Annotated in this window: 12 protein-coding genes; 5 read left to right on the top strand and 7 right to left on the bottom strand. The window is 37.8% G+C overall.

The window, feature by feature from the left end; genetic code table 11:
* Position 1: 1 nt before the first annotated feature.
* A complete protein-coding gene (gene yjeM, locus AC6UD4_RS03230) occupies positions 2-1,525 on the bottom strand; it encodes a glutamate/gamma-aminobutyrate family transporter YjeM (RefSeq protein WP_500693726.1) in 1,524 nt (507 codons plus the stop codon).
* A gap of 58 nt (positions 1,526-1,583) precedes the next feature.
* Positions 1,584-3,026, bottom strand: a complete 1,443-nt coding sequence (locus tag AC6UD4_RS03225) for a C69 family dipeptidase (RefSeq protein WP_500693727.1) — start codon at positions 3,024-3,026, stop codon at positions 1,584-1,586.
* A 137-nt stretch (positions 3,027-3,163) separates the two neighbouring features.
* On the opposite strand from AC6UD4_RS03225, the gene glpK reads away from it, so the two are divergent.
* Together glpK and AC6UD4_RS03215 are read left to right on the top strand one after the other, a co-directional pair.
* Entirely contained in the window at positions 3,164-4,660 is a 1,497-nt protein-coding gene (gene glpK, locus AC6UD4_RS03220) for a glycerol kinase GlpK (protein WP_500693728.1), read from the top strand.
* 15 nt (positions 4,661-4,675) lie between these two features.
* Positions 4,676-6,019 (top strand): RsmF rRNA methyltransferase first C-terminal domain-containing protein, encoded by a 1,344-nt coding sequence (locus AC6UD4_RS03215; RefSeq protein ID WP_500693729.1) that lies wholly within the window; start codon positions 4,676-4,678, stop codon positions 6,017-6,019.
* A gap of 39 nt (positions 6,020-6,058) precedes the next feature.
* Here AC6UD4_RS03215 and fni read toward each other — a convergent pair whose 3' ends face one another.
* Genes fni through mvk form a run of 4 tightly spaced genes read right to left on the bottom strand, consistent with a single transcriptional unit; the run spans position 6,059 to position 10,117 of the window.
* Positions 6,059-7,084, bottom strand: coding sequence for a type 2 isopentenyl-diphosphate Delta-isomerase (fni, locus tag AC6UD4_RS03210; RefSeq protein WP_500693730.1), 1,026 nt, complete (start codon positions 7,082-7,084; stop codon positions 6,059-6,061).
* A gap of 9 nt (positions 7,085-7,093) precedes the next feature.
* Positions 7,094-8,161, bottom strand: coding sequence for a phosphomevalonate kinase (locus AC6UD4_RS03205; protein ID WP_500701065.1), 1,068 nt, complete (start codon positions 8,159-8,161; stop codon positions 7,094-7,096).
* A gap of 16 nt (positions 8,162-8,177) precedes the next feature.
* Entirely contained in the window at positions 8,178-9,173 is a 996-nt protein-coding gene (mvaD, locus tag AC6UD4_RS03200) for a diphosphomevalonate decarboxylase (RefSeq protein ID WP_500693732.1), read from the bottom strand.
* A gap of 11 nt (positions 9,174-9,184) precedes the next feature.
* Positions 9,185-10,117, bottom strand: a complete 933-nt coding sequence (gene mvk / locus AC6UD4_RS03195; RefSeq protein ID WP_500693733.1) for a mevalonate kinase — start codon at positions 10,115-10,117, stop codon at positions 9,185-9,187.
* Between the two features lie 163 nt (positions 10,118-10,280).
* On the opposite strand from mvk, the gene AC6UD4_RS03190 reads away from it, so the two are divergent.
* The 3 genes from AC6UD4_RS03190 (at position 10,281) to AC6UD4_RS03180 (ending at position 14,396) form a co-directional block, all read left to right on the top strand.
* Positions 10,281-13,094 (top strand): helicase C-terminal domain-containing protein, encoded by a 2,814-nt coding sequence (locus AC6UD4_RS03190; protein WP_500693734.1) that lies wholly within the window; start codon positions 10,281-10,283, stop codon positions 13,092-13,094.
* A 67-nt stretch (positions 13,095-13,161) separates the two neighbouring features.
* Positions 13,162-13,665: a cell wall elongation regulator TseB-like domain-containing protein gene (locus AC6UD4_RS03185; RefSeq protein ID WP_500693735.1), complete on the top strand. Its 504-nt coding sequence runs from the start codon at positions 13,162-13,164 to the stop codon at positions 13,663-13,665.
* 26 nt (positions 13,666-13,691) lie between these two features.
* Complete coding sequence (locus AC6UD4_RS03180; protein ID WP_500693736.1) at positions 13,692-14,396, top strand: DnaD domain-containing protein; 705 nt, start codon at positions 13,692-13,694, stop codon at positions 14,394-14,396.
* 141 nt (positions 14,397-14,537) lie between these two features.
* Here the strand turns inward: AC6UD4_RS03180 and AC6UD4_RS03175 are convergent, their stop codons facing one another.
* On the bottom strand, positions 14,538-16,871 hold the full coding sequence (locus AC6UD4_RS03175) for a PBP1A family penicillin-binding protein (RefSeq protein ID WP_500693737.1): 2,334 nt from the start codon (positions 16,869-16,871) through the stop codon (positions 14,538-14,540).
* Between the last annotated feature and the right edge of the window lie 12 nt (positions 16,872-16,883).

Below are 16,883 nucleotides of genomic sequence, written 5' to 3'. Positions count from 1 at the left end.
TTTATTGGTCATCAACTTCTTTAGCAGTTTTAGTACCTCTTCGACTGTTGTATTCATACATTAACCAACCAACCAATGCAAAAGCTAGTGGTCCCACAATGGTCCAGAAGGCGGTGGTGTAATCATGAGTCAAGATTGGTTGAATAGCAGTAAAACCAATTCCTAACACTAGTACAACCAAGATAATGGTTACCATGATGTTAGTGACAATTCGGTTCTTGTAAAAGACAAAGGGACGAGGAACATTCTTTAGTTTCTTGAAGAATGGAAAAGCTCCAACTAAAAATAAGTAGGGGAAAGTTGTCGAAATATTAGCCATGTCAGTTAAAATTAAGTAAAATTGTTGAGCATTATTGCCACTGAAAGAAATGACAAAGATAACGGCAACAACGACAAATGCTTGAATCCACATTGCAAACCCTGGCATGCCATGTTTGTTTAATTTAACCACTTTTTTAGGCCATAAATCTGGATTGGATCCCTCAATAAATGATTTGATTGGGGAATATATCAGAACAAAGAAAGAACCTAAGTACGGAATAAACATCCCTAAACCGGCTACTCGAGCCATGAAGCGACCAAATTCCATTGCTGATCCGGCTGAAAAGCCAAGGGTTTTAGCGAAAACATAACCAAGGTTATTCATTAAAACGTAAGTGATGTTACCCAAGTTGACCGAACCCTTTCCGACAACTTCATGCCAGTTAGCTGTAATACCAACCAAAAAAATGGATCCAGAATAGATGACTGCCATGATGATTGCCGCAATGATGACCCCACGGGGAAAAGTCTTCGTAGGATTTTTGACCTTATCAACGACTCCACCAATTGATTCCATTCCTCCATACGCAAAAATCGCATAAACAACAAATGACATGATGGCGATTGGAGTTACGAATAATGGATTAGGGGATTGAATGAAACTTTTAGCGCCATTGACTGGCTCAGCAAGTTGGCCCTTATTTAAGACCCAAACAATTACTGATAAGATAGCAAAGATCAGTGGCAAAGCAATTGATAATACTCCACCGATGTTTGCAATCTTAGCAATTGAATCAAAACCATGACTCGCACACAAAGTAATAATTAAAATCCAGGCAATCCCGAGGATTCCAATTGTTTGCATTGGGGTAAAAATTCCGAACAAATGCCATGTTTGGGTTTTGTCCGTTCCGAAAATAATGTTAGAAAATGGGATCCAAACCTTAGAAGAAGTTGAGATCATCCAAATGATCCATGATGATAGCCAGATAAAGGTTCCGATGAAGGCTAAGCGTTCACCAATTGACTCTTTAAGCCAGGAATAAATTCCACCTTTAGCACTACTGAAAGTCGAACCATATTCGGCAAACATTAATGAAACCGGTAAGAAAAATACTAGTGCTCCAAATATGTACCAGATAATACTGGCGTAGCCCATTTGATCATAGGCGACGGTCGTATTACCAAAGCCAAATATCGCAGTGAGTATCATTAAAACTAAAGACATTAAGCCTAATTTACTTTGCTTTTTCCCTTTAGACATAAAGTCACTCTCCTTGATTAAATTTAATGGAAATACTAATAAAGTATACTCTCTTTTTTTATAGATTTAAATCTTGGTGATAGTTGAGAGGAGAGAAGTCCGTTGAGTTTGTAATCAAGTATTGACCAAGGTTCTTAAAGCTACGCAAAGCGAGTTTACTTGCTTTAGAACTGGCCTCATTAGCAAGCTGAGTTAGTTCAATTGAATCTTCAATTGAATCCAAGTCGTGGGCCTCTTGTTCTCCCTGCTGTAAAATTTGTTCGTATTGTTCGATTAAACTTTGTTGCACGTTTTTAAGTTTGTCACCAAATTCAAGGTAATGGGGGTCAACTAAGATTCCAACTAGCTTGAAGATCCAGTAAGCCGATTTAGGATCAAAATCCATCTTGACGTGGTACTTATATGCTTTGGGAGTATCAGAAATTCCCTCAAGAAATGGGACGTAAGTACTCTGAGCCGCTACACCCATAGCAAGCCAGTGAATTCCACCAATTTCAATTGGTAGATTAGGTTTGATTTGGAGCACGTGTGATTCTTGGGTTTTGGCTAAACTAATGGGACGAAATCGAGTTCGATCAGCTTCTTCGCCTGCACCAATAGGATCGAACTGAGTTCCCTGATAGTGTGAACTGAGCAACTTTTGGGCATCGAGTGCCGATATTAATTCTTCACTTTTCCTTGTAAAGGGGAGGTCTTGGGAAGTGGGATCCTGCTTGATTTCTGGGTTAAACATTTTTTGTCCGTACCAAACTCGAGGGGTGTTATAGTAGGTGTCTGATAAGTCATGGGTTCCAAAAATGTGTCTAAAGTTAAAACCAGAACGATCCGGATTTAAATTGTTTTTTGATACAAAGTCCCTAATCCCTGGTGACCACATGAAGTGATCATTATCTTTAAAGTTAACTTCTTCAATGGCCATTTGATTAGCAACGATGGCGTATTCATCGTCAGGAATTCTTTCAGCGATCCATTGGTGTCCGGAACCGATCTCTAAGTACCAAACTTCTTCTTTATCAGACATAAGGACTCCGTTGTTTTCATTGGCCCCATATTTTTCAACAATGTTACCAAGACGTTTGACGGCTTCCTTTGCGGAATGGACATAAGGCAAGACTACGGTTACCATGGCTTCTTCGCCGATTCCATCTTTTACAAGAGGATCATAACCTAGGACACGTGCGTTAGCGTACGTACTTTCAGTTGCACTCATAGCAACCCCATATTCGTTAATACCATCCTCTTCAAATAAACCGTCTTGGTCGGTCCATTCGGGAGTAGCAGTGTATTTTCCCCGTGTTTTTGGTAGCGGCATTTTGAAGCCGTTATCAGTTGATTTGAATTCCTGATCATCCTGATACTCCTTATGTTCATGGACAACAAATCGTTTTGGCCATGATGCTTTAGCATCTTCATTGCGACCAATTAAAGTGCTGCCATCAACCGTGGCATCTTTTCCAACTAAAATGCTGGTACATGCGGAATATTCATTAAAACTTGTCATTTAGATTGCCTCCTATTAAATCACATGTAAGTATTCTACCATATTGCCTTTGTTATGGTATAACTTCACGTTTGGTATGCTAAATTACTTAGGGTATAATTAACACATAACATTTATTTGAAAAAACGAGGGAAAATATGAGTAGCAAGCAATACATAATGGCAATTGATGAAGGAACGACCTCTGCTCGAGCAATGTTATTTGATCATGATGGCCAGATTGTGGGAAAAGTACAACGTGAGTTTAAACAATCTTTTCCTCATCCAGGGTGGGTGGAACAAAATCCAATTGAAATTTGGAATGCCGTTGAATCTGTGATTTCTGAGGTATTGATTAACTCTGAAGTTCCTCCCTATAAAGTGCGAAGTATCGGCATTACTAATCAACGTGAAACGACTGTAATTTGGGATAGACGAAGTGGAAAGCCCATCTACAATGCTGTGGTGTGGCAATCAAAACAGACCAGTGAAATTGCTGATCGGTTAATAACTGATGGTTACGCTGATTTAATTCACCAAAAGACGGGACTGATTGTTGATTCTTATTTTGCTGGTACGAAAATTAGATGGATTTTAGATCATGTAAAGGGATCCCAGAGACGGGCGGAGAATGGAGATTTATTATTTGGAACCATTGATTCATGGTTGCTATGGAATCTGACCGGCGGAACCGTTCATGCCACTGATTATACTAATGCTAGTAGGACAATGTTATATAACATCAACGATTTGAAATGGGATGATGATCTGTTAGAGCTCTTCGATATTCCTAAGAAAATGTTACCTAAAGTGAAACCATCGTCACACTTCTTTGGATATACGAAGGGATATTCATTTTTAGGGGTACAGATTCCAATTGCCGGAATTGCCGGTGACCAACAAGCATCATTATTTGGACAATTAGCATTACAACCCGGAATGACGAAGAATACTTATGGAACGGGTGCCTTTATTATGATGAATACAGGAAAAACGCCAAGGTTTTCTAGTAATGGATTGTTAACCACAATTGCCTACGGATTGAATGGAGAAGTTAAATATGCTTTAGAAGGTAGCATTTTTGTGGCTGGATCGGCAATTCAATGGTTAAAGGATGAGATGGGTTTAATTTCATCGGCTAAGGCCTCTGAGCAAATGGCTTATGATGCCAAAACGAGTGACGGAGTTTACGTAGTGCCAGCGTTTACTGGACTAGGGGCACCATATTGGGATCAGGAAATTCGTGGATCGATTTTTGGCTTGACATCATCAACGACACGTAATCAATTAGTTCGTGCGACCATTGAATCGTTAGGATTTCAAACAAAGGATGTTCTTGATACGATGGTAGAGGAGACTAAGATTCCGGTTAAATCACTAGTAGTAGATGGTGGAGCTGCTAAAAATGATTACTTAATGCAGTTTCAAGCCGATATTTTAAATGATCAAATTGAACGGTCATTAATTTCAGAGACTACGGCACAAGGAGCAGCTTATCTGGCTGGTTTGGCGGTTGGATTTTGGAAGGATATTGATGAAATTAAAAGAAGTAAGCGTGTTGGTACTTTTTTTGAATCACATATGAGTGACGATAAAAGAAAAAAACTATACAAGGGATGGAAGATGGCTGTGAGAGCTGCCAAGCAATTTGAATAATAAGGACTTATCAATATGAAATTACCTGAAGATTTTAAAAGTAAATATCATGATCTGTTAAAAGATGATTATCAAAGTTTTATTGATTCTTTTGATGAAGATTCTTACAACGCCTTTCGAACTAATCCGCTCAAAACTAAAGCTGATGTTCGTTTGGATATGACAAGCCCGATTTCCTATACCCAAAATGGTTATTACGGAAAAATTAGCGGGAAAACCGTCGAGCATCAGAGTGGTTACGTTTACAGTCAGGAACCATCTGCTATGTACGTAGCAGAGGTGGTTGATCCTAGTGTGGGAGATCAGGTATTAGACTTGTGTGCTGCCCCAGGAGGAAAGTCAACTCATTTGGCTGGTATGTTGAAAAACAAGGGCTTACTTGTATCAAATGAGATTGACCAGAGCCGAGCTAAGATTTTAGTTGAAAATCTTGAACGGTTTGGGGTGTGGGATCCTTTAATCTTGAATGAAGATCCAAATAACCTGTCAAAGCATTTTCCAAGGTATTTTGATAAGATCTTGATTGACGCACCATGTTCGGGTGAGGGAATGTTTAGAAAAAATCATGACGCAACAAAATACTGGTCAATTGATTATCCGAAAGAGTGTGCTGTGCGGCAAAAAGACATTGTAAGAGAAGCCGTTAAGATGTTAAAACCAGGTGGACAATTGATTTATTCAACTTGTACTTTTTCACCAGAAGAAGACGAACAGATAATTGCTTGGATCTTAGCTAATTATGATTTTAAGGCTCTCCCGATTAAGAAGTATGATGGGATGATCGACGGAAAACCGGAATGGGCGGATGGAAACGAAGAGTTAACTAAAACGGCTCGTCTGTTTCCTAACTTATTTAAAGGTGATGGGCATTTTATTGCCAAGTTGCAGAGTACAGATGTTGGAAAATCCAAAAAGATTAAGCATCAAATAAGTAACGTCTCAAGTAGTATAAAAAAAGAGTGGAAAGAGTTCTGTACCGTTAACTTTAAGCGCGATTTTTTGACAAAAGATCTTCTAGAATTTGGGAGTACCCTGTATTCATTTAATCCGGCAATCCCCGATTTAGATGGTTTAAAAGTAATGCGACCCGGAACGCCACTTGGAACGATTAAAAAGAATCGGATTGAGCCTTCGTATGCATTGGCATTGGCAATTAATCCTAATGACGTAAAAAACATCGTTAAAATTACTGATCAGCAGTGGCAGAGTTATGTCCATGGTGACACCGTTGCCGTGGATCCCAACTTAAAGAAAGGGTGGTACTTAATTCAATGTCGCGGAATGAGTGTTGGATTTGGTAAAGTCGTGAATGGGACGTTAAAAAACTTTTTCCCTAAGGGATTAAGGTTTAAAGCATGAGAAAATAAAAAGACATTCGTTTTTTAAACGAAGGTCTTTTTATTTGCGTTGATTTAAGTAACTTTGTAATTCTGGACTGGTTACTGATTCACATTGACGCAGTTCATTAATGTTGTGTGCGCCTAGTGCGGTGAAAATGGACTTAATGCCAATAATCCAATCGTTAATCATTTTCACGGTCTTGTCTTCACCGTCATCAATTAGTTTCACCAAAATCTGACTCGCAATGCCAACAGCATCGGCACCCAAATACAATGATTTGACGATTTCCATGGGATTAGTGATGCCACCAGTTGCTACGATGTTCATGCTAGGAACTTTTTGGGATTCAAAGAGAGATTCCACCGTGGTAATCCCCCAGTCTTTAAAATAGTCCATTTCTTTTTGATGACGACGGAAGTTCTCAATTTGAGCAAAGTTAGTTCCGCCACGACCACCAATGTTTACATATTCAACTCCAAGGTCCAAAAGGGTTTGAATTGATTTAGAACTCATCCCGAATCCAACTTCCTTGACGATTACTGGTACTTTAATATTTTGGACAATGTTTGAAATATTGGATAGCCAGTTAAATGAATTTGATCCCTCGGGCATGATGAGTTCTTGAACTGAATTAACGTGGATCTCTAATGCATTAGCTTGAAGAATATCAATTGCTTGCTCAGCCGCTTTTGGGGTTGTCCCAGCACCAATGTTAGCAAAGATCAGTCCATCTGGGTTTTGCTTTCTAATGATCGAAAAGGTATCGATTAGTTCCGGATGTTTGATTGCTACACTTTCTGATCCCGAAGCCATTGCGATTCCACAGCGCCTTGAGATAGAAGCTAGGTGAAAATTTAATTTTTTGGTATACTCACTGCCACCAGTCATCGCTTCAATGTAAAAGGGGACCCTTAAAGACAGCGAGCCTAATTGAGTCGAGATATCTACATCCTGATATGTCATTTCAGGGAATGTTACTGGCATAAAATGAACCTGATCGAATCCAGCTTCAGATTCCGTATGGTGAAATTTTTTAGCAAGCGAGACGTGTTCATCTTTTCGATGTGACTGTTGGTTAGTCATTTGTTTCTCCTAATTATTATGAATCTTAAGGTCTAGTAGCTTAATTCCATGGCGGTTCCAATCGCTAACAAGATCATCGATATTATCATCCTTATTAATAATGACGATCCCACAATCACCACCACCAGCTCCCGAAGTTTTGGCTGCACCACCAAAATGATCGGCAATGTCAATTAATTCTTTTAGCTTGGGGGTTTCAATTTCAACGTTGGCAAATTCACCGAGTTTTAAAAGGAGTTTGCGGTTGTTTTCAATGTTCTTTTGGATCATTTCCAGATTAGAACTTTTAAAGCCATTAACAATATTTAAGACACACTCCTGACTGAAGTGAAGAAAGTCTTGATAAAGTTCAGAATTTCTGGCTTTTTTTAGCTCCACTCGATCAACTAGATTTGAAGTTGAAGCGGGTGAACCTGACCATCCAATTAATAATTGTAAATTCTTTGGTGCTGTTAGCGGCATAATTTTTAAACTAGGCCACTTTAAATCTAACAGTTCCACTAAATCCACATCTTTACGGGCATTGGCTAACCACTGTCGGTCAAATGAATGGTAAGCAATCCAACCGCCGAATACACTAGCAGCTACATCGCCTAATGAACCATTTCCTTGAACTTCAAAATGAGCAATTGCGGCTAGCTTGAAGAGTTGCATCGTAGAAAGGTTAATGTCGTAGAATTCGCATAAGGCTTTAACGGTTGCAACCGTGACGGCAGCTGAAGAACCTAATCCGTACTTACGTCCATCGGCACTATCGAGTTCACTATTTACGATTATATCGTATGTTTTTAAACTTTTATTGAGAGTTTCAACGTATTCTTCAGTTACTTTAATCGCTGAAATGATGTACTGAAAAGGATTATCACGATTATCGAAGACCATGCGATGGCCTAATCTCTTCCAATGGAGCATATTCTCATCGTACTGTTTCGAATAGATGCTTCCAAAATCTGAACTTGCTTTAATGCCAACCCGAACAAAGCGATCACATGCAGCGATGATAGCAGGGTAGCCGGTCTCAACTACTGCATATTCACCAGCTACGTACAATTTACCCGGTGCTTTTGCGGAAATCATGTAATTAATTACTCCCTTAATTTAAATATTCGATTCCAGGACCTGGAGTGGTAGCAACCACGTTTGATGATCCAAAAGTGCTTTTAAATCGATTTACAACTTGGTTTAAATTATCATGTTGGACTAACACTTTTACATTTGGACCAGCGTCAATTGTAAAATAGCAACTGATGCCATTGTCTCTTAATTCGTGAACAATTTGAATTGCTTTAAGTGTATCTCCATTAAAATATGTAAAAGCTGGATCGGAACTGAACGTGAGGGCGTGCATTTTCATGGCATTTTCCTCAGCAGTGTGGCCCATTAAGTCGAAGTTATGAGTACGAATTGCTTTTCTCATCGTGGTCATGTCATGACTAGTAACTTTTTTCCATGATTGATAGTAAGGGGAGGTGGACTTAGAAATTTTCATACCCTCTCTACTAGAAATCTTTTTTTCGTTTCGATTAATAATAACAGCTACTAGGTTAATGTCCCAATCAATGTCTTCTTCAATTGGAATGGCAAAGGAAGTTTCGTCACTATGACCCTTTTCCCATTTGACGAAACCGCCAAAAATAGAGCGTGTTGCTGAACCTGATCCTCGTCTAGCGAGCCTAGAAAGATCTTTTTTAGAAAGATTCATTCCAATGGCTTTACTAGAAGCGGCAGCGAGAGCAGCAAACCCTGAAGCAGATGAAGCAAGCCCAGCAGCAGTAGGGATATTGTTATTTGTCTTAACATGGGCGTGAATATCAACATTGGCTTTTTTTCGAACGATGTCAAGAAAACTGACAATCTTTTTTCCTTCCGAATCATTAATTAGATGATTGTTAAAAGTGATTTGATCAGAACTTAGAGATGGGTCAAAGCGAACTTCAGTATCGGTATAGAAGTCATTTAAAGTTAAAGACAGGCTACTGTCTTCTGGAATAATGAGTTGACTATTGGCCTTCCCCCAATATTTGATTAGTGCAATATTAGTATGAGCACGAGCCTTCTGGGTTCTATAGATATTAGTATTGTCGGACATAATAAATCTCCTTACTTCATTTCATTTAATGATTGGACCCAAACTCCTTGTGCTCCACTTTGTTTAAGGGTTGTCTTGATTTTTTGCGTGGTGGTTTTAGAATCTGACAGAGCAATAATGCATCCACCGAGTCCGCTTCCCGTTAGTTTAGCACCGAGGGCACCCGCCTGATTAGCAGCATTTACCAGGGTATTAATTTCTGTTGAACTAACTCCCAATTTTGAAAGATCATTTTGGGCCAGATTCATTAATTTGCCGGTTTGTTTGAGTTTATTGTATGTCAGAGAATGTTTAGCTGCTTCAGCTAAATCCCCGAGGTCGTTAATTAAATCATTCGTATTTTGAAAGTTATGGTCCATTTCATCTCTTACCATTGAAACCGCCGTGGAAGTATTACTTGAGATACCAGTATCAGCAATGATGAGATTTCCTGTGCTTGAAACGGGGAAATCATAAAACTGACCTTTTTCAAATAAGATGGGATTAAGTGCGCTGACGGTTTTAGCGTCAATTCCACTTGGATTACCATGAGTTATCTTTTCCTCTACATCGGTAAATTTCTTAAGCTGGTTAGCGTTTAGTTGATGATTAAAGAAATGAAAAAAGGCTCTGGTAACTGCACTAGCGGTTGCAGCGGATGAACCCATCCCTCTCCCCAACGGAATTGCACTATCAATTTTGATATTAATTGGGATGTTATTAGGATTTAATGATTGGTTAAGACGATTAATAAGTGTCTGTAATCCATTCATTGAAGAAGGGAGAGCACTAATTGGACCATGGTAGTATTTACTGAATAGTTGATTGTTACCATCAGAAGTAATGGTGGTTTTCACTTTAATTTGTGGCACAGGAAAAACAATCGCAGGCTTTTGGTAGACGGCACTGTGCTCACCTAAAAAAATTATTTTTGCATGACTCAACCCGGTTGCAGTCGTGTTCATATTTCAATCGCTCACTTTCCAAACATACCTATTTTATCATAATTTAGAACATGACCAATATATTTTAGAATACTTTACTAATGATTAAATGTTGGTTTATATAAATATTAAGATAAATGTAGTAATATTGTAGTGGAATTAGTTTTAAAGGTAGGTGAGACAGGTGCCCAAGAATACAAAATATGCAGTCGTTGACATGGAGACAACTGGAACGGATGTCTCTAATGGTGACCAAATTATTCAATTTAGTTGTACTTTTGTTCAAGGTGGTCAAGTGGTCGATTCCTACTCAACATATGTTAATAATGGTGAAGCGATTCCTAAAGATATCACCCACTTAACTGGCATTAACGCCCAGACAATTAAAGGAGCACCAACGTTTGATCAGGTTGCTCCCCATATTTATAAGATACTGAGTGGTACTGTCTTCGTTGCCCATAACGTTAATTTTGACTTTCCGTTTTTAAATGCGGAATTAGAAAGAGTGGGTTATCCTGAGTTAGATATTAAAGCCATTGATACGGTCACGTTGAGTCAAATCTTTTTTCCGGAATTAACGGGATATCGATTAAAGGACTTAAGTCATCATTTTGGGATTTCACACACCCATCCGCATTCCTCTAAAAGTGATGCTGACGCAACTGCTCATTTACTGTTAACAATCATGAAGAAGATTGAAAAATTACCCTTAGTGACAATTCAGTCTATTCTTAAGGTTCATCCGGATCTCCCTAGAGATACGGTTCAATTTATTGAAGATCGTGAAGAGATTAAGCGGGAACATTTAAAGAATTTGAATTCGCAATATGTGGTTGTAAATGGGATTGCGCTAAAAAACCAAGTACCATCCTATTCAATCTCAGAGCACAATTTGATAAAGTATCCTAGGACTAAGAAGCAGAAAGAACGCCAATTTATGGGTAAGTTAAATTGGCGAAGTTCACAAAGTAAAATGATGAACTTAATTTATAATAATTATCATGATAAAGAAAAACCCACCTATAATTTATTAATTGAAGCACCAACCGGGAGTGGGAAAACCCTGGGATACCTGGTTCCAATGGCTTATTTGGTTAATGAAGGTGAACAGCTGGTGGTCAGTACTTCTACCAATGGACTTCAGGAACAGTTGTATTCTACAATTAAGAGTCAACTAGAACCGTTACTTAATACTAGTTTTGATGTTGCCATGTTAAAGGGTGTCAATCATTATATTAATCTAGAACGGTTTAGCAAAACACTTCAATTTCACGATAAATCTAAACAGTCACAATTCATGAAAGCACGAATCTTGGTCTGGCTAACTGAGACAAGCACGGGTGATCTTGACGAATTAAATCTTCCCAATGAAGTTCCATTTATTGATCAAATTAATTATCAAAATTCTCATGTGGAGACGGATAAGAAGAACTCTTTTCTAGATGTTGACTTCTTACTCGCTCAATTGAAGAGGGTGGAACGTGCTGATATTGTTATCGTTAACCATAATTATCTTTTTGAGAATAGTCGTCAATTAAGTAATTACATGACTTCAAAGCCATACTTAGTGGTTGACGAAGCTCATAAGCTTGCTGACGTTGCGTTTTCATCGCAAGAAAAAGTCATTAAATTCAATACTTTAAAGAAAAATATTGGAAGGGTTAAGAATGATTTATTTCAAACCCACGGATTAAATTTAAATGAAATCTTTTCTGACGATATTGATGAGTTAAATCGACTTAATGGGTTAGATTCCCAGCTAGATGCTATTTTTGATACAAATCAGTTGATTTTACAGGATTTTAGGGTAAAATTCATGAAACCTGTTACTACTAGGCGTTCTGAGTCTTCGATTAGTGCAAAAGAACTACTTCAATTTGTGAAAGACCATCAGGATCAAATAAACCATTTGACTCATATTAACGTAAAATTAGAAGAATTTATAAATACTTTCAAAAAGTTAGTTAAGAAGGAAAAGAACCGTTGGACGATTTCTGATCGAGCTTTGATTGAGAAGTTTGAACGTCATTTACTTACAATTACTGATTACATTGATAGTGTTAACGTGGACCAAGTTAGGCAAAGGGTTAGTGAGCGATCCTCTTTTTACTGGATCTATTATACAGAGGATCTAGATCCTAATCATGTCATCCTCATGACTGGCGATTTTGCTTCCAAAAATAAGTTAAAAGAAAATATCTATCACTATTTTAAGCCAGCAATTTTTACCGGTTCGACGTTGTTTACATCAAAAAAGTCACAGTATATTTTTGATCAGCTTGATTTAAGTCGGAGTGATACGAGAATGAAACGGCTAAAATCTTCTTTTGATTATTCCAAGCAAGCTGAAATGATGATTTCTGAAACGACACCGATGCCACCTAGTGTAGATAATGATGAATATATCTCTTATCTGGCTAACTCAATTTGGAAGCTTATCAACGCTAATGCAGTACCAACGCTAGTACTGTTTAACTCATTGGATATTTTGAAAAAAGTGTACGAAAAATTAGATCAGAACAATAACGATAATTTTATGATTCAAGCCGCCGGTGTTTCTGGGAGTCAAGAAAAAATGATCAAAAGATTTGAGTCAACCAAGGATGCAGTTCCAGTAATACTTGGAGCTAATGGTTATTTTGAGGGTGTTGATTTTTCGGATAATTTACTCAAGCAACTCATTATTACCCGGATACCGTTTGAATCTCCCAATAATCCGGTTGTTTCAAGTCGGGCTAAGTTTTTAAAGGAACAAAACAAGAATCCATTTTATAATTTTGACTTACCAGAAGCTATTATCAAAACTAAACAAGGGGTGGGAAGATTGATTAGAAGCTCAACTGATTATGGTATCATTAACTTTTTGGACAGTCGTTTGATTGACAAACGGTATGGTAAGCAAATCATCGATGCGCTTCCCTCTGATTTACCAATTAAAACGGGGTCGATCGCTAAGATTGTTAAAGATGGTCAAGATTTCTTTAATAAGAGGGATTAATTAATTATTAAACAAGGAAAGTTTGCTATAATGATGCATGTAAAAGCTAAATAAAAGAGGAATTTTCATGTACAGAGAACAATTAAAACGAAAAAGGACTCATCGGATTCGATGGATAACTGTTGCGGTGATCGTTCTAATCATTCTGGGTGTTATTATTTTCTTTCATGTTGCTAAAGCACCCCAATTACGAGCTCGTTCTCATGTCACTACGGTAGCAGAAAATAGTGCTGGATTTCATGATATTAATCATTTCTACTCGTCTAATTTAAATAAGACATACTATTCAGTTGGTGGTTATAATAAACAGAATCAGTATGCGTATGCCATCTTACCTAAGAACGGGAAAAGTATGCAGGTAGTTACCCAAAAGAGTGGGATTACACAACAGGAAGCAGAAAAGACGGCTCAAAAAATTGGGAAAGCCTCTAAGATTATTAACACCGGGCTTGGGATTTATCAGGATCAGCCAGCCTGGGTGGTTTCCTATTTAAATCAGAACAATCGAATGAACTACGTCACGGTAAATTATAAGACGGGCAAGATTGTGCAAACTATTAAGAATTTGTAATGATGAATTATTGAAGGAGGAATAAAATGAGTGAAAATTTAAAGCGCTATTTAGAAAGTGGTTCAATTAGCGTTTCTGGTTTTTTATTGCAGCATTTCTCTGAGTTGGGGATGAGCCCAACTGAATTAGTGGTCTTCTTGGAGTTAGTACTAGCTCGTTCTAAAGGGGATTTGTTTCCAAGTGCTACTGAGTTGTCGAAAGCAACTGGTTTAAAAGAAGACGATATTTATAATTTATTACATCAATTAGTTACTAAAAAGATTATCAACATTTCTAGTACGAAGTCTGGGAAGGACGAATATAAGTTTGATCTTTTAAATCATAAAATGGACAAGTTGCTTGATTCTACATCGTTAGTAAACACTAATAATCATGCTCAAAAAGAGCGTAACAAGCAAAGTAATGATATTAAGGAACGAAAAGGATTATTTAAAAAAATTCAAGAAGAATTTGGGCGACCATTATCTTCAATTGAGTTGGAAACGATCAATCAATGGCTTGAACAAGATCATTACTCACCAAAGATTATTGAGTTAGCACTTAAAGAGGCGGTCCTAAGTCAAGTTTATAGTTTGAAGTATATGGATCGAATTCTTTTGAATTGGCAGCATCGCAACATTAAAACCGCTGCACAAGTTCAGGAAGCCAATGAACAGCGACAGAGAAATTTAAACAGTGATCAACCAAGAAAACCAAAACAAAATATTCCGATTTTTAAAATTAATCAATAGTGCGTAGATAAAAAATATCTACGCATTTTTTTGACTAGGGTGATAAAATTTAAATAAAAAGTTAAAAGTTACTTTAACTTAATCAAAAAACAAAAAAGACCCAAACAACAAAAACGGATAGGTCTTAAATGAATATTTAATTTATTGATTTGGAGTAGAAGTACTTGAAGCTTGGCTATTATTAGGAGATGGGGCGCTCTGACTATTATTGTTATTATCGACATGACTTTCAATATTTTGTTTAGCATTGTCAATAACACTACTGGTCTTTTGATTTGCAGAATCATCGTTAGGCTCTTCAACCTTAGAACTAGACCCCGATGACGTCTGACTTGAACTAGAATTATCGTCAGATGATGATGAACTGTTGGATTCTTTTGAACTTGATGAATTTGAGACAACTGAACGATTCTTGGATGCTTGTCCAGATTGACTAGCATTATTAGCTGAAACCGCGGTTCCCATGTGGCCTTCGATATAGTATTCGTTTACGCCATCTCGTTTGGTTTCAATCACATTATCCGGCTTCTGCCAATCAATATTAGGTTTATTAGCAGATGCCTGTGACATTACTTCTTTGTAGTAGGTTTGAGCAATTCGTGTTTGTGGCTCGGAAATATAGTTTCCAGGTTTGAACTGGTGGTCATATCCGGTCCAAATAGAAAGTGAGAAATTCTTCGTGTACCCACTAAACCATGAATCCATTGATGATTGGTCAGGCACTTTCTTAATCCAATCGTCTGGATATTGGGTAGTACCAGTTTTACCGGCTTGATAAAGTCCAGGGATCTTAGCAGCAGTTCCAGAACCATTAGGGGAAGTCATGACGCCTTTGAGCATGTCATTTATCATAAAGGCAGTATCTGGTGACATGGCTCGATGCCCCTTAGGACTGTATTGCTTTTCAGCTCCGTTGACATTAACTACTTTATTGATTAAATATGGTTTGTAATACGTCCCACCATTTGCAAATGCAGCATACGCAGCTGCTTCCTGCTCTGATGAGATATAGGCACCAATTCCGTTTTGTAGTTCAAGTGGTTTATTAAATGTCATTCCTAATCCAGCCAAAAAGTCTTGTGATCGTTGGATTCCAACCTGTTGAAGGGTCCTGATTGCAGGAATATTACGTGATTCAACAAGTGCTTTTCGCATCGTGATGGTACCTTCATGCTTATTGTCAAAGTCTTGAAGTTCTTTATTTGTTCCGGGATACGTGAAGGGCGTGTCTTGAACGGCTTGATAAGTTGGCCATTTTAAGTATTCAATTGCTGGTCCATAGTCCATTAGTGGTTTCATAGTTGATCCACTTGAACGATCGGTTTGAATTGCACGATTTAATCCAAAGGCAATTTTTTGTTTTCTTGATCCAAGCATCGAAACCACTTTACCGTTATTGGAATTTACCATCGTGGCACCAATTTGGAAGTTATTGTTAGGAAATTGAATGGGTGAGTTGGGATCGTTGGCCAGTTTATACATTTGTTTTTGAGTGTCCATATTCAAATTTGTATAAACCTTATTTCCAGCATTTAATTTGTATCCCTTTTTGTCTAGTTCTTGAACAACTTGTTGGATATAGGCATCGGCATACTTCTCATTTTTTGCGTATGGAGACGAATTTGAATTGTGTTGTTTAACCAGACCATCTTGAATACTGGTCTTTTCAGCTTCACTAGCTTGCTCCTTAGAAATCACTTTATTGTTAGCCATTGCTTCTAGAACTTGATTTCTTCGTTCAGTTGCTAACTTAGGATTTGTATAAGGATTATATTGAACAGGAGCTTGAGGTAAACCAGCCAAAAAAGCCGTTTGTGGGAGGTTAATCTTCTTTAATGGTTTATTGAAATAATAATCGGAAGCAGTTTGCATTCCGTAAGCATTATTACCCATGTAAACCTTGTTGATATAAAACTCTAAAATTTGTTGTTTACTATAATCATGGTCGACTTTGACCGCTAACCAGGCTTCTTGAGCCTTGCGTTTTAGCGTTTGGTCCGAGGCCTTAGTCGAAAAGACTGATAATTTGACTAATTGTTGGGTAAGGGTACTGCCACCTTGTAAACCACCTTGGCCACGAAGATTTGAAAAGGCTGCTTCAACAATTCTGGCAGGATCAACCCCATGATCCTTATAAAAATGACGATCTTCAATTGAAATAATCGCATTTTTTAGGTTATCAGGAATCTGATCTTGTTTCACGTAGTCCCGATTTTGGGCACCTAAACGTGAAATTATCTTACCACTTGAATCATATATCGTCGTTGAATTATCACTAGAGAGGGTATTATAAGATATCTTTGGAGCACTAGCTGCATAGTAAGTAAAAAGCCCTGCTCCACAAATAAATATGGCAACGATTACTGCTAAAATCCATAAAATGATTTTTTTCCAAAGTTTCATCTTTTTCCTTCTTGGTCGCTGATGATGCTTAAACCTTTGTACCCTAGAAATATTTTCATCTGAATCAGCCATTAGACTTCTCCT

Source organism: Fructilactobacillus sp. X3R5C2, assembly GCF_059901175.1.
This window is presented reverse-complemented; position numbering and strand designations above follow the sequence as displayed.